We start from the raw sequence: 13,383 nt of genomic DNA on the forward strand, positions 1-13,383 counted from the left end.
GTGGTAAAAGATAAAAAAATATACCGAATAGTATTTTTGGGTCCGCAAGGGTCGGGTAAAAGCACTCAAGCGAAAATATTAGCTCAAAAATTAAATATTCCAATAATTTCTACGGGAGAAATGTATCGACATGAGGCAAAAAAGAAGACGATTTTTGCTGAGCAGGTCTCCGGTTATATTAATCAAGGTAAGCTCGTCCCCGGAGAGATTACCAATGCTTTGGTTAAAAAAAGACTGGCAAAAAAAGACTGCGCCAAAGGCTTTGTATTAGACGGTTATCCGCGAACAATTGATCAGGCAATAGATTTGGATGAAATGACTAAAATTACACACGTTGTTTTGATTGATTTAGCGGATCACGAAGCGTTGTATCGGATTAGCGGTCGCGAGGTTTGTCCTAAGTGCGAAGAGGTTTATCATTTTAAGTTTAAACCTCCAAAAGTTGATAACCAATGCGATCGCTGTAATATTAAATTGGTTACTCGTCGTGATGATGACGAAGACGCGGCTCTACGCAAAAGATTAAGTATTTATCGTGAGGAAATCGGACCGATTATTGAAAGATATCAGAATAAAAAAATTATTCATGAAATAAACGGTTTTAGAAATATTCCTCAGGTTGAGGCAGATGTAACAAAAATCTTTAGTTGACTATGATTACCATAAAAACAGAAAAAGAAATCAGAAAGCTCGCTTATAGCGGCAAGATTTTATCAAAAATTTTGAGACATTTGTTTTTAGAATCAAAGCCAGGAGTAACCACGGCGCAGATTGACGAGATTGCCGAGAGAATGATTCGCGAAGTCGGCGGCACACCGGCTTTTAAAAATTACCAAAGTTCTCACAACGATCCGCCTTTTCCTTCCACTATTTGCGCTTCAATAAATAATCAACTGGTTCATGCGCCGGCATCGCCAATAAAAAAATTAAAATCAGGCGACATTTTTACTATTGATATCGGCATGGAATACGAAGGTCTGTATACCGATATGGCAGCAACGATAACGATAGGAAAAGTTCCGGCACGAGTTAATAAATTGATCAAAGTAACCAAAAAAAGTCTTGAAAACGCTATTAAGCAAGTGAAGCCAGGAAATACCGTTGCCGATATTTCTTACGCCGTGCAGAGTTATGCTGAAAAAAATGGCTTCGCGGTAGTTAAAGAATTAGTCGGGCATGGCGTCGGTTACGCGCCGCACGAAGAGCCGATGATTCCTAATTTTGTGGCCATTCATCAGCCAAAAATAGAATTAAAACCAGGAATGGTTTTAGCTATTGAGCCGATGTTAACAGACGGTACTGACCGGGTGAAGTTTTTAGATGACGGTTGGACGGTGGTGACAGCCGATGGATCAATGTGTGCTCACTTTGAACATACGGTAGCGGTAACAGAAAAAGGCTGTCAAATTTTAACAAAATAGCAGTTAGCGGGCAGCAACCAGTAAATAATATAAAAAATATGTCTAAAATATTGGGAATGGATTATGGTTCGGTGCGTATCGGTTTGGCACTCGGTGATGAAGAGCAAAAAATAGCTCTTCCTTTTGATGTTATTGCTAACAACGAAGGAGTGGTGGGCAATTTACGCCGGATAATAGATGCGGAAAAAGTTTATCGCATCGTCATTGGTTTGCCTCTCAATATGTCGGGAGTCAGTACGAAAAAAACCGAAGAAGTCGAGGATTTTATCGATTTATTAAAAAGTAATTTTAACTTGCCAATTTTGACTGAAGACGAAAGACTAAGCTCAAAAATGGCTGATAGTTTGTTCAAAGATTTTAAACAAAAATATGATCGTGACGCCATTGCCGCGATGATAATTTTGCAGGGATATCTGGATAAGATAAAATAATAATATGGTTGAAAATTTTTCTCAACAATTGTGGGAACCATCGGTAGGCGAAAAAAGGAAGACCGACCTAAACCCTTTTATTGAAGAATTGCGTCGCCCAATAAAGAAAATCATTAATAAACTTAGAGAGAAGATTGATAATTGCGAGTATACCCATATTATCGGTGATGATGCCTCTGGACGTATTCCCGCCTTAGTCTTTAGAAAAATTTTAGAGCATGTTTATAAAACTAAAGGCAAAGAGGCACCAAAAACATTTTTTATTCCTGGACATTCTCCGGCAGTAAGCAGGGTAAAAAAAATTTTTCCTACGCAAGTTGAAAAAGACACTAAAATTCTTATTGTAACCGACACAATTGTGACTGGTAATAGTTTATATACTCTCACCCTAACTTTAAAAGAATTTGGCATTCCCTTCGATATCGCAACCATTGGTATTTATTCTCCGCTCGAAGGTCGTAATGGGAAAAATCCCGGCGACCAATATATTCAGGAAATAGAACGTGCTTTGGGAGGAGATATTTTTTATGGGTCGTATGCCACTCCGGAATTATATGAAGAAGAAGGACATAAATTGACAGGTGTAAAAAAGGACAGAGGCGCTGACATTTCTTTTCGCCTCGTAAAACAAAAAACCGATCAAGATATGGTTAATAAGGCTCGAAAAGACGCTAATATTCTAGCCGAAGAATTAGTAGCGGAATACGAAAAAAGCGTAAGTTTTGAGAATGATTAATTAGCAGGTTAATCGGACCAAATGGAATACTACACGGCAGCCATTGTTTTATCTAAAAGCGACGTTAAGGAATACGACCGCTTTTTTTCGCTTTATACCAAAAATCTTGGCAAGATATCGGTGCTTGCCCGGGGCGTACGACGACTGCAGAGTAAAATGGCTGGACATCTTGAGCCATTCGGCGTGGTGGTGGCTAAGATCGTTTTGGGTAATAAATCAGCGCGGTTATCTAATATCGAAACCATTGAAAGATATCAAAATATTATCAAAGATTTGGATTCTTTGCGCTTGGCTAAAAAATGTTTGACTGTTATCAATAATTTGGTGAAAGAAGGCAGCTGCGATCTTGGTATTTTTGAGTTGCTTTCTTCCATATTATCGAACCTGGATGACAGGGATCGGTTAGTTTGGGAAAAAGAATTTTTATTTAGTGTTTTTATTTTGAAACTTTTAGTTCATCTGGGTTATCGGCCAGAGTTGTGTAACTGTGTTATATGTAAAAATCGTGTTATGCCCGAGGACAATATTTTTGATTTTTTACGCGGCGGGTTAGTTTGCGGTGATTGCAAAAAAGCTGTCGGTCTTGGCGGTAGCGGTCAGTTTGCGGTGAGCAGTAATGAAATAAAGGTGTTGCGGTTGATGCTGGAAAAAGATTTAGAATTTTTTTCAAAAAATAAAATTAATAAAAAATTAGCCGATTTTACCGGTAATTTGGTTAAAGGTTTTGCTCGAGTCGTGGGTGAGGTTGACTTTTTATGACAATATGATACAGTATAAATGTATGAAATTTATAGTTGTACAATTTAATAATAATAATCAGCACTGGGGCTGACGAGTTTTTGTTTACTCGTCGTAAGATAGCCCCGCAAAGATCGCGGGGTTTTTAAATAGGTTGTTTGCAAAATTCTCGGGTAGTTTAAAGGTAAAACGCCTGGCTGCCTGCCCGCCAGCCTCTGGGATAGTTTAAAGGTAAAACGCCTGGCTGTTAACCAGGATAGTGGAGGTTCGATTCCTCCTCCCAGAGGCAGGCAATGGCAGGCGGGTTAACCAGGATAGTGGAGGCTCGATTCCTTCTCCCAGAGTTTTGTAAACAAGCCGCGATGTCTGCCGGTTGAAGGCGGGTTAACGCTGTTTCATTAACCAGATAAACCACCCCGCATGTGCGGGGTGAGTGCGTTTAAAAGCGTAGTTTTCGGACAAAGAGAAGCAACACCTTTATTTTGTTGACCATCTTTCGCCCTTATACCGCCTGCCTGCCGGTAGGCAGGGGCAGGCAGTTATCCAAGCTGCAGCGCCCTGCAGCTGGGCAACCAAAGAGTTTTGGGGGCTCCAGAAGCGCGAATACCTTAGCACCTCATCGTTCCTAAACCCGCCTCACCCTTTTCGCTCGCCCCGCCAAGGCGGGGCTCGACTCTCGGGGCTTCGGCTTTGGCGCAGCTTCCGCTCCCAAACCCCCGCAGTTTTAACAATTTAATATTTTTGAAATGAGGTTAAAGCCTTGGCTGGCATAAGCCAGCAAACGGAAACCGCCCCGCTGCATAGCGGGGCGGTAGTTCATTTAGCGTTCAGAATTATTAAATAACATTTAATTACACAACAACCCTGATTAATAAGTAGATAATTTTTACCCATAAAACCCTATAAAAACCCCTAAAATTGCTTAAAATATCCCAAATACTTTACAGGAATGGTTATTTGTGCTATATTTTAGAATCTTGTCATCGTGGTGATGATGGGATTTCGCGCCTCAAATAGAGGCAAAATTCGACATTCGGCAAATAGCCGAAAGGAGGACGGGTATCATGACAACTTATCGTACTACGCTTTTGGAACAGGCGGCGCAGTTGATTCTCATGTTGGGCGGATCCGATAAGGTTACCGCACTACTTGAGAGTCGGGAAGGCGCCAACTTCAAGTTTGGTCAATTCGATTTTGGTCAGCTTGAGGCGATTCTCAACAAGCTCATTCAGGCCGGGGTTGCCGATCAAGGCGTACTCGGTCAGCTCTTGCGAGACGAGTTGGAAATTCAGCTTGTGTCGGCAATCAAAAAGTTTTTCGCCCAAAATGGCCGCCGCATTCCCAGGGGTTTGAAAGCGAACCACACTGACTCCAACCGTAACTTTCATCTCGTTCAGCCCAATCTGGATATGGTGGAAGCCCTGGCTTTGCGCCTAGTTCGGTTTCAGGAGGCGCTCCAACCGGGGCTGATCATGTCGGCGGCGGATTTCCAAGGCAAGGTCAATGAGCTCCTGACGGCGCTTAGCGCCGACGAGCAGATCGCCAATCTGACCAGCGGCATCTGCCTGCCAATCATCATGCCGCAGATCGAGAAAAAGAAATTCGACTACGGCAAGGTTCTTGAGCAGACTTTTGTCGCGGCGGCTAAGAAGGCTTATGAGAAAGAGTTCTCCGGTCGGCCGTTCAACAACTACCGCAAGGACGATTTGTTCGGCAAGGTGACAATCATCGACGACAGCCATCGTCGGCTTGTCGAGCGGCTCTTCCAAAGCCATCTGGTCGCCTTGTACTTCCCAAACCCGCTTCAGGGCTTCTCAGTCCATGCCGACCGTGAGCAGATGGAAGGTTTGCCGACGACCCTGCACCTCGCTGGCGGGTTCGACACCCTGTCCGCCGTCACCATGTATCCGGATGTCCTGGGTCGGGATTTCAATACCCCGGGTCTGGACATGGCCGCACTGGAATGGCAGGGTCCCGGCCGCTCGCTCCACTTCGGGGTCGGCGACGGCAACGCCGGCTTCGGCGACGGGGCGGGCCTCGGCGATGCCGACGCCCGCTGTTCCGGCGGGCTCGTGTTCTGCCTCGCGTAGCGCAGCCCTTGGGACTTGGTTTCCTTGTCCCTCGGCTTGGATCCTTGGCATCAGTACCGCCGTTAGGCGGTCGCCACAAAATGGTATTTCGGGGACGTATTCGTACGCCCCCTTTTCTTTTACAAAAAATCGGGTAGAATATACTTGGGAGTAGGTTAATGTATCTTAGTTCAAAAGATTAAGGTCACCGAAACCTGGAATTTTTCCAATGTGCCAGAGTCCGATAGTTGCTATTTCGTGATTATCGGAGAGTGCACGGTAAAATTCTAAGCACTACTTGCCGGGCTCTAATGACCAACCTGGGTCAGAATAAAATACAGGGCGGATAGCAATATCTTCCCGGTGCTTATAGGCGGAGAACGGCAAAATTCTAGCAGGATCCCGACCACTCGCTCAACTTCAAGGTCAACGACGACAACGCCGACTTCGACAACAGGACGAACCTCGGCAATGCCAACGACAACTATTCCGGCGGGATCGTGTTCTGCCTCGGTTATGCTTAGAAAAAATTCAAAAGTCCCTCTGCGGTGCAGAAGGACTTTTGTTGTTATTGAACCGACTTTTGCCAACCACCAATCATTCTCCCAATTTCTTGAATTTGTTGTTGCAAGATAATGTACTTTTTATCCTCGAGTAGGTTTAAATCTTTGACAAGTCGGATAAATACTTTTAAGATGTCTAGTTTTAAACTGGCTTGCTGGATAAGTCGAGATTTGTCAGTCCGGACTCCTACGCTGGTAGCAATAAGCAGTTCCATGATCTCTAGGATATATTCCTCGCATTTACCACCCAGAGCATATTTGTCTTTCTTCGGAAACAATTCCAAATAACCGTAAAAGATTTTGTACAGCTCATAAGTTTTTAAGATAATCGGCGTGTCTATCATATGGTTAAGAGTTTTGATGAATTAATTAGTTTGAAGAATATTTTTAGTTGTTGGCGTGATTTTAGGAGAGATAAAGCCAAGAAGCCAGATGTTATGGAGTTTGAACGATGTTTAGAAGATAATATTTTTAAGCTTCATAATGAATTATCCTCCGATTGTTATCGCCACGGTCCCTATTCCACCTTCCATATCTACGACCCCAAGCATCGAGTTATCAGTAAGGCGTTAGTTCGTGATCGTCTAGTTCACCACGTGGTTTTTAACGAGCTCTATCGTATTTTTGATCCCAGCTTTATTTATCATTCCTATTCTTCCCGAGTTGCCAAGGGCACACATTTGGCGGTTCTCAACTTATTTCATTGCCTCCGCCAAGTTAGCCACAATTACACCCAAACCGTCTATATCCTCAAATGCGACATCAAAAAATTCTTTTGGAGCGTGGATCACCAAAAACTCTTGGCAATAATCCAAAACAAGATTAAAGACGAGAAGTTTCTTTGGTTAATCAACGAGATTATTGGGAGTTTTTTATCTACGAAAATTGCTAAGGGGGGGGGCTTTAAAGGGTTTGCCTATCGGTAATGTCACCTCGCAAATTTTCGCCAACATATATTTAAACGAATTAGACCAGTTCATTAAACACAAGTTGAAAATCAAGGACTATTTTCGCTACGCCGATGACTTTGTTATCGTTCATCCCCAAAAAGAATTTTTACAGACCACCTTAACACGAATCCAAGAATTTTTACAAGAGGAATTATTACTAGAACTTCATCCCGGGAAAGTTTCGATTCAAAAATTTATACAAGGCGTGGACTTTTTGGGCTATGTTGTTTTACCGCGATATATTGTTTTAAGAACCAAAACTAAAAAACGGATGCTAAAGAAGATCAGTTTGAGGAAACAAAAATTGGAACAAGGTCTGATAGCAAAAGAATCGTTTAATCAGTCGTTGCAATCGTACTTTGGGATACTAAAGCATTGTCAGGGACGTGAAATAGGGCAAAAAATTCTGGAAATAGCTAAATATTCCCAAAAAAACTCCTTCAAAAAATCAGTTACGGTGTTACTAGACTGAATTCGGAGATATTGAGGTAGTTATCTATCTAAAAATAAAAAAGGATGTATCAGATACATCCTTTTTTGGTTGTTGTTAAAACCGTAACGCGGAAGTTTCCGCGGCGGTTAAAAATTGACGTAGACCGTCAATGTCTCGGACACCGTGATTGTCGGATGAAACGCCGATGACCAAATGTCGTACTCCGTTGACCCACACTTCGGTTGGGTCGAAAAACGTGTCGATTAAGTTCGGTATGGCGGCGACAAAGTTAATCGGGTCGTATAGGTTGAAATTTTGGACATACGACCAGATGTCATCGCCGTCATTAATTGCGGGATCAACGTCGCCGCAGAAGACTTTAACAAACCATTGGCGGTTTCGGTCGACCGGCAGCGTACCGCGAATTTTTGATTCGGGAGCGGAACAAGCCGCTTGCCATAGTTTTTGCAGCGCGGGCTTTTGCCGACCTTTTAAACAATCGCCGATAGGATTGCCCGTATTTTCCATATCGTCATAGACAGTAAGGGGAAATTGGCAGGCATACGCTGCGTCTCGAGTGGTAATAATCATCGGAATTTTTAATTCTTGCAGTCGCCAGTACAAAAAAACAGCTGATTCGCGGTCGAATTCGTTGTTGTTGGCGTTATTGGGTGTCATCATGCCGCGAATGTCAAGTTTGATTTTTTTATTTTCGGTTTCGACGCCGCCCATAATAGCAACCTGGCGGATTTTTTGTGTAAATAAAAATGGTTCTCGGTCTAACAATTCGGCCGCATCGGTCATACCTGATTGTAGCACCAAAATTACGTTTCGATCGCTGCTTTTTAGCAGAGTGGTTTTTAGGAGATCAAAACCGTTTGGCAACACCTCGCTTAAATCGGCAAGATAGGAAATTCGTGTTTCGTAAGGGTGGGTTTTTCCCTCAAAGACTGGCGTGCCAACAGCAACAGGAACGCTGTCCAGGTCGAGCTGTTTGAGCATACCTTTGGCTATGCGAGCGCGTAAATGCGCCGGCGATAGATTGGCGACGACCGCTTTTAAGTTGATTATGCCTTGACGGGCGAGTCGGGCGGCGACAAGTAACGTGTGTTCATCGTCGAGGTCTTTACCAAAGTCGCCGATGATAACCAAGTTTGGTCTAGCAGTCATTTTACCTTCCCCTTATTTGTAACCTAGCTGGTGATACAACGCCAAGGCAATGAAGGATTTTCCGTCTTGAATGACGGAAGATAAGAGTCTCAGTTGCAATATCTGAAGGGTGATTTTTTCTCCTTCATTTGCAACACCGGTGATTTTGTTTTGCAGTTCTTGCATTTTTTTTCGGGTCATGACCAGTTTGATCATGTAAAATTTTGCTTTTTCGTCGAGCATACCAGGGCTGAAATAAATCCCGTTGGCGCTCGCCGGAAGATTCTCGGTCATGTCGATTAATTCTTTTTGTCCGACAACCAAACCAAGTTCCTCGTATAATTCACGAGCTGCCGCGCCGGAAAAAGTACCGTTGTCGATCATGCCAGCGGGTAGCTCAGGCAATGCGATTTTGCCGGTAGCGATACGCGGTTGGCGAACCAAGACAGTAAAAATTTCGCCGTCCACATCAATAATCGGCAGCATGACAACGGTGTTGCCACGCAGTTCAACGACCGCCGGATAGAGCAGGTTGGCACAGGTAACCTTCATCCGAATAAACAAGACGTTTTTCGCGGTCGCTTCTCCGCGAAAATCAACAGCTTGGATAAAGATGTGGGAAATTTTGAATTTCCGGCTCAGGCTATTTTTCCAGTTTTTGAAGATTCTGGAATTAATTGCCATTGTGGCTTCCGTAAAGTTCACGGCGACAGAATAAGATATTTCTACATCTTGGCGGTTGATTTTTACGATGCCTTGCATGCCTTTTCTCCTTTGTTTTTTCGATTTTTAATGGACTGGTAGTCAAGATTGTCAAAATCGTTGATTGCTAATATTACCAATAATTTGAAGGTTTTGTCAACATGCCGTATTGTTTACTATCGCGAAGAGGCGCTAGTTTTTCATTTTTTTATAAACAAAGAATCCGTCTTTGTATATTTATAATATTTCTGTTTTCTTTGGCTTCCGGTTTGAGTAGTGTTGCTAATATGATTACTTTACTTAAATTGTTAATTGTGGTGAAAAGTGATAAAATTAAGCTATCAGTGTAACTTTCGTCGGTAGAAGTCGTCTTATATCGAGTACCTTGTCGTATTTATGAAGGATAATACTAAAAAAACAATATCGATTTATTGGCATAACCTTATGCAGTACAAAGGTTATGTTTTTGTTATGCTTTTTTCAGTGCTGGGTGCGTCTATAATAAACGTGATTATCCCACTTTTTTTCAAAGATTTTTTTGATATTTTATCCAGTGGGCAAGAGCAGTCGGCGATAATCGATGGACTGATAAAGGTTTTAATACTGATTGGTATTTGGAGTTTAGTTCAATGGGGATTCTGGCGCATTGCTACTTTTACCGCCAGTTACTTTTATTCGAAGGTGATGATGAACATGACCAACTACTGTTTCGCTTATTTGCATAAACATTCCTTTTCTTTTTTTAACAACAATTTTGTTGGTTCTTTAACTAAAAAAGTAAAATGGTTTGTTAACGCTTTTGAAGATATTCTTGACCGTATCACTTGGAGCTTTCTGCCGTTGGTAGTAAATATCGTGGTTATTATATTCGTTTTGTACCGTCGTAGCTGGGCGCTCGCCGCCGGCATGGGTGTTTGGATAGTTTTGTTTATAATAGTTAATGGTTTTTTTACCAAATATAAACTCAAATACGATATCCAGCGTAGCGCTGCCGAGACCGAATCAACGGCAATATTAGCTGATACTATCACTAATCATAACAACGTTAAGCTTTTTAACGGTTATCAGCGAGAGATAGATAATTATAGCGGGGTTAATGAAAAATTAAGAAAATTGCGTCGTTGGACCTGGGATTTCGATAATTTTTTTGACGCGGTTCAAGGTTTGCTGATGACTGTTTTGGAAGTAGGAATATTTTATCTGGCAATTCGGCTATGGCAAAAGGGAGTTTTGACAGTAGGTGATTTTGTCTTGATTCAATCTTACGTTCTCAATATTTTTCAGCGCGTTTGGGATTTTGGTCGAATAATCCGCGGTCTATATACGCGCCTTGCTGACGCTGAAGAAATGACAATAGTATTACAAACTCCGCACGAGGTGAGAGATTACCGCTACGCTAAGGACCTGAAAGTTCGTCAAGGTAAAATAGAATTTAAAAAAGTTGATTTTTGTTATCAAAAAACCAGAAAGGTTTTAGCTCAACTGAGCTTGATAATAAAACCGCACGAAAGGCTGGCTTTGATTGGTCCTTCGGGCGCCGGTAAAACCACGGTGGTCAAATTGTTGTTACGAATGCATGATTTGACCGGCGGAAAAATTTTGATTGATGGTCAGGATATTTCCAAGGTAAAACAAGAAAGCTTGTGGCGGGCAATCAGTTTGGTGCCGCAGGATCCAATACTTTTTCACCGGTCGCTGAGAGATAATATCGCTTACGGTAAACCAGACGCGACCGATCAGGAGGTGGTAGAAGCGGCAAAAGCAGCTCACTGTCATGAGTTTATTACTTCTTTTCCTGAAGGCTATGATACTTTCGTCGGTGAGCGAGGAGTGAAGCTGTCCGGCGGTGAACGTCAGCGTGTAGCGATTGCTCGGGCAATACTGCGCAATGCGCCGATACTCGTTTTAGACGAAGCAACGTCAAGTCTGGACAGCGAATCGGAAATACTGATTCAAGACGCTTTGGACAAATTAATGAAAAATAAAACCGTAATCGTAATCGCGCATCGACTTTCGACGATACGAAAAGTTGATCGGATAGTGGTGATTGATGAAAAGGGAATAGTAGAAGAGGGTAGTCACGAACAACTGAGTAAAAAGCCAGATGGTCTGTATCACAAGTTATGGCAGCTGCAGGCCGGTGGGTTTATTGAATAAAATTTTGTATAAAAAACCAACTCTTCTTAGTGTTGGTTTTTTTTGTTTATTCTGCTAAAACAAAAAGAGGTGATACTTCGTCGGAGCGAGAATTGACAATTTTTGTCTGTCCGGAGTAAAATAAAGGCGTTATTTATCAAGTAAATAACAGGCTAGTTTTTTTAAGAACAATAAACTAAGGAGGGGAGTTTATGCTTTATCTACCTCACCCAGCAATGGTTTTGACCACAACCGGTTCGGACGTTTTGGCACAAGCCATTGCCGAAGAACTTAAACGACGACTGCCAACTGATTTACAGGCTGATCCTATTTTTGTTTCACCACAAGTGGTTCGGTTCTCTAATGACAATATTCAAGTGCAAGTGCCGAACGTTCGTGGTCATGTGGCAGTGATCGTACATACTCAAGTGCCGCCGGTTAATGATCATTTGGTGGAATTGTTTGAATTGATTGCCGCAGCGCGTGACGCTCGCGCTTACGACATCATGGTGGTTTTTCCGTACATGCCGTATGCTCGGTCGGATCGCAAAAATAAACCGCGAATTTCGACTATGGGTGTGGTTTTGCCGCAGCTCATCGAAAACTTGGGAGTCAAGCGCGTTTTATTGCTTGATCCTCACGATACGCATATCAAGCACTATTTTCGACCGGGCGCAGATGAAATATCGGCGGTTTATCTGCTGATAGATTATTTGCAAAATAATTTTTTCACCACCACGCCCAGGGAAGAATGCACGTTGGTTTTTTCCGACGAAGGTTCGTCGAAACGTTTTGGTCATGTGTCGGGAATGTTGAAAATTCCCACCGCTCACATCGATAAAACTCGTTTGGATGATACCGAGCGACCTAAGGCTGAAATGATGATTGGTGACGTGCGCGGTCGGACGGCCATTATCATCGATGACGAAATTTTGACCGGTCGGACGGTCGAAGAAGACGTGGCGATTATTAAAGCAGCCGGTGCTGCCAAGGTGATCATGATTGCTATTCACGCACCGATGGATGATATCAAGACTTCAGCGACGGAAGTGATTAATCGTCTGGAGCGTTCGGCAGTGGATCAGTTTATTGTTACTGATTCGATTCCGATAGCCCATAAACTTGAACTAAGTAGTAAAATCAAAGTGCTGTCGGTCGCCGGTCTGCTCGCTGAAGCGATTAACCGTGAGGTGACCGATCAGTCACTGACCGAACTACATCAACTGGAAAACGCCGGTCTTTATCGTTAAAAGTTACGACAAACCTCCTGATTTTAATGTCAGGGGGTTTTTAAAATCCGGCAGATCGCAGCCGGCATAGATGTATTTTTTAACATTGACTTTTTTTTGCAAAGGAGCTAAATTGTATAGCCAGCTTTTGACGAATAATGTTTTTTTCAAAGGAGGAAGTAAATGAAAAGCGTTAAGGTGCTATCGGTGGTTTTAATTTTGGTGTTGGCGGCGGCTTTTTCGACCGGTTGCGGTCGAACCCCTTCGCGATTTCTGGGCAAGGATTCGCGACAGATTTTGACAGTAGAAGGGATGGCGGAGTATATCAACACCAGCTTTGACTGGCGGCAAGACAGTACTGTCAAAGACGTTACTTTCAAAGCTCTCGACGGCTATGTCTATACGCGGGAGTTCAAAGACGCGCACATGTTTCAGGGCGTGATCCGTTGGGTGCCGTTTAATGAAACTGATTCAATCGTTCAGTCACGGGCACTTTCCCGTTGGGTCGGCGGAGTGGTTAATTTGCGTTTACCCGAGGACTGCGCACAAGTGCTTGGTGTAGACGTTAGTTATTCTGGTTCCAATGAAAGAGTAAAAAATTTAGCCTATCGTTCAAACACCGGTCAGATTTTTGTCCGAGAATATCGGGAAGGTCTAATCAATCGGCGTTTTGAAGGTTGGCTAGAGATAGTCGCAAAATAGCAAGTCAGTCGTAGATCCCGTGTTTAAAAAACACGGGATTTTTATTTAACCAGATAAACCACCCCGCTGCATAGCGGGGCGGTAGTTCATTTAATAACAAAAAAAGCCCCGTCGGGTGACGGGG

The 13,383-nt window shown here is 42.9% G+C and carries 14 protein-coding genes and 1 tRNA gene; 12 read left to right on the top strand and 3 right to left on the bottom strand.

Annotated elements, in window-relative coordinates; all coding sequences use genetic code 11:
• The 7 genes from WC310_03220 to WC310_03250 all read left to right on the top strand — a co-directional run bounded on the left by WC310_03220 (position 1) and on the right by WC310_03250 (position 5,416).
• A complete protein-coding gene (locus WC310_03220) occupies positions 1–651 on the top strand; it encodes a nucleoside monophosphate kinase (GenBank protein MFA5358804.1) in 651 nt (216 codons plus the stop codon).
• Between the two features lie 2 nt (positions 652–653).
• Positions 654–1,421: a type I methionyl aminopeptidase gene (gene map, locus WC310_03225; GenBank protein MFA5358805.1), complete on the top strand. Its 768-nt coding sequence runs from the start codon at positions 654–656 to the stop codon at positions 1,419–1,421.
• Between the two features lie 38 nt (positions 1,422–1,459).
• Positions 1,460–1,852, top strand: coding sequence for a Holliday junction resolvase RuvX (gene ruvX, locus WC310_03230; GenBank protein ID MFA5358806.1), 393 nt, complete (start codon positions 1,460–1,462; stop codon positions 1,850–1,852).
• A 4-nt stretch (positions 1,853–1,856) separates the two neighbouring features.
• Positions 1,857–2,588, top strand: coding sequence for a hypothetical protein (locus WC310_03235; GenBank protein ID MFA5358807.1), 732 nt, complete (start codon positions 1,857–1,859; stop codon positions 2,586–2,588).
• Positions 2,589–2,609: 21 nt separating this feature from the next.
• A complete protein-coding gene (gene recO / locus WC310_03240; GenBank protein MFA5358808.1) occupies positions 2,610–3,347 on the top strand; it encodes a DNA repair protein RecO in 738 nt (245 codons plus the stop codon).
• A 193-nt stretch (positions 3,348–3,540) separates the two neighbouring features.
• Positions 3,541–3,612 (top strand) — tRNA-Asn (locus WC310_03245).
• A gap of 778 nt (positions 3,613–4,390) precedes the next feature.
• On the top strand, positions 4,391–5,416 hold the full coding sequence (locus WC310_03250) for a hypothetical protein (protein MFA5358809.1): 1,026 nt from the start codon (positions 4,391–4,393) through the stop codon (positions 5,414–5,416).
• A gap of 547 nt (positions 5,417–5,963) precedes the next feature.
• On the opposite strand, the gene avd is transcribed toward WC310_03250, so the two are convergent.
• Positions 5,964–6,302 (bottom strand): diversity-generating retroelement protein Avd, encoded by a 339-nt coding sequence (avd, locus tag WC310_03255; protein MFA5358810.1) that lies wholly within the window; start codon positions 6,300–6,302, stop codon positions 5,964–5,966.
• Between avd and WC310_03260 the strand changes: the two genes are divergently transcribed.
• A complete protein-coding gene (locus tag WC310_03260; protein ID MFA5358811.1) occupies positions 6,303–6,884 on the top strand; it encodes a reverse transcriptase domain-containing protein in 582 nt (193 codons plus the stop codon).
• Positions 6,871–7,380 carry an RNA-directed DNA polymerase gene (locus WC310_03265; protein ID MFA5358812.1) on the top strand — a complete coding sequence of 170 codons (510 nt, stop codon included), beginning with the start codon at positions 6,871–6,873 and terminating at the stop codon, positions 7,378–7,380. Before WC310_03260 ends, WC310_03265 begins: the two co-directional genes overlap by 14 nt.
• A gap of 75 nt (positions 7,381–7,455) precedes the next feature.
• Here WC310_03265 and WC310_03270 read toward each other — a convergent pair whose 3' ends face one another.
• Positions 7,456–8,511 carry a hypothetical protein gene (locus tag WC310_03270; protein ID MFA5358813.1) on the bottom strand — a complete coding sequence of 352 codons (1,056 nt, stop codon included), beginning with the start codon at positions 8,509–8,511 and terminating at the stop codon, positions 7,456–7,458.
• A 12-nt stretch (positions 8,512–8,523) separates the two neighbouring features.
• Positions 8,524–9,252 (bottom strand): NUDIX domain-containing protein, encoded by a 729-nt coding sequence (locus WC310_03275; GenBank protein MFA5358814.1) that lies wholly within the window; start codon positions 9,250–9,252, stop codon positions 8,524–8,526.
• Positions 9,253–9,588: 336 nt separating this feature from the next.
• On the opposite strand from WC310_03275, the gene WC310_03280 reads away from it, so the two are divergent.
• From WC310_03280 to WC310_03290, 3 genes are all read left to right on the top strand, one after another.
• Positions 9,589–11,349, top strand: coding sequence for an ABC transporter ATP-binding protein (locus WC310_03280; protein ID MFA5358815.1), 1,761 nt, complete (start codon positions 9,589–9,591; stop codon positions 11,347–11,349).
• A 191-nt stretch (positions 11,350–11,540) separates the two neighbouring features.
• Complete coding sequence (gene prs / locus WC310_03285) at positions 11,541–12,578, top strand: ribose-phosphate diphosphokinase (protein MFA5358816.1); 1,038 nt, start codon at positions 11,541–11,543, stop codon at positions 12,576–12,578.
• A gap of 162 nt (positions 12,579–12,740) precedes the next feature.
• On the top strand, positions 12,741–13,259 hold the full coding sequence (locus WC310_03290; GenBank protein ID MFA5358817.1) for a hypothetical protein: 519 nt from the start codon (positions 12,741–12,743) through the stop codon (positions 13,257–13,259).
• Positions 13,260–13,383 lie beyond the last annotated feature (124 nt).

It is taken from the genome of Patescibacteria group bacterium (genome assembly GCA_041653535.1).
Classification (GTDB): domain Bacteria; phylum Patescibacteriota; class Patescibacteriia; order JACRDY01; family JACRDY01; genus JBAZFH01.

Coding starts and splice junctions, on each gene's coding strand:
- WC310_03275 (MFA5358814.1), bottom strand. CDS start 9,252: ATGCAAGGCATCGTAAAAATCAACCGCCAAGATGTAGAAATATCTTAT.
- WC310_03260 (MFA5358811.1), top strand. CDS start 6,303: ATGGTTAAGAGTTTTGATGAATTAATTAGTTTGAAGAATATTTTTAGT.
- WC310_03250 (MFA5358809.1), top strand. CDS start 4,391: ATGACAACTTATCGTACTACGCTTTTGGAACAGGCGGCGCAGTTGATT.
- WC310_03235 (MFA5358807.1), top strand. CDS start 1,857: ATGGTTGAAAATTTTTCTCAACAATTGTGGGAACCATCGGTAGGCGAA.
- WC310_03270 (MFA5358813.1), bottom strand. CDS start 8,511: ATGACTGCTAGACCAAACTTGGTTATCATCGGCGACTTTGGTAAAGAC.
- WC310_03290 (MFA5358817.1), top strand. CDS start 12,741: ATGAAAAGCGTTAAGGTGCTATCGGTGGTTTTAATTTTGGTGTTGGCG.
- avd (MFA5358810.1), bottom strand. CDS start 6,302: ATGATAGACACGCCGATTATCTTAAAAACTTATGAGCTGTACAAAATC.
- ruvX (MFA5358806.1), top strand. CDS start 1,460: ATGTCTAAAATATTGGGAATGGATTATGGTTCGGTGCGTATCGGTTTG.
- prs (MFA5358816.1), top strand. CDS start 11,541: ATGCTTTATCTACCTCACCCAGCAATGGTTTTGACCACAACCGGTTCG.
- WC310_03280 (MFA5358815.1), top strand. CDS start 9,589: ATGAAGGATAATACTAAAAAAACAATATCGATTTATTGGCATAACCTT.
- recO (MFA5358808.1), top strand. CDS start 2,610: ATGGAATACTACACGGCAGCCATTGTTTTATCTAAAAGCGACGTTAAG.
- map (MFA5358805.1), top strand. CDS start 654: ATGATTACCATAAAAACAGAAAAAGAAATCAGAAAGCTCGCTTATAGC.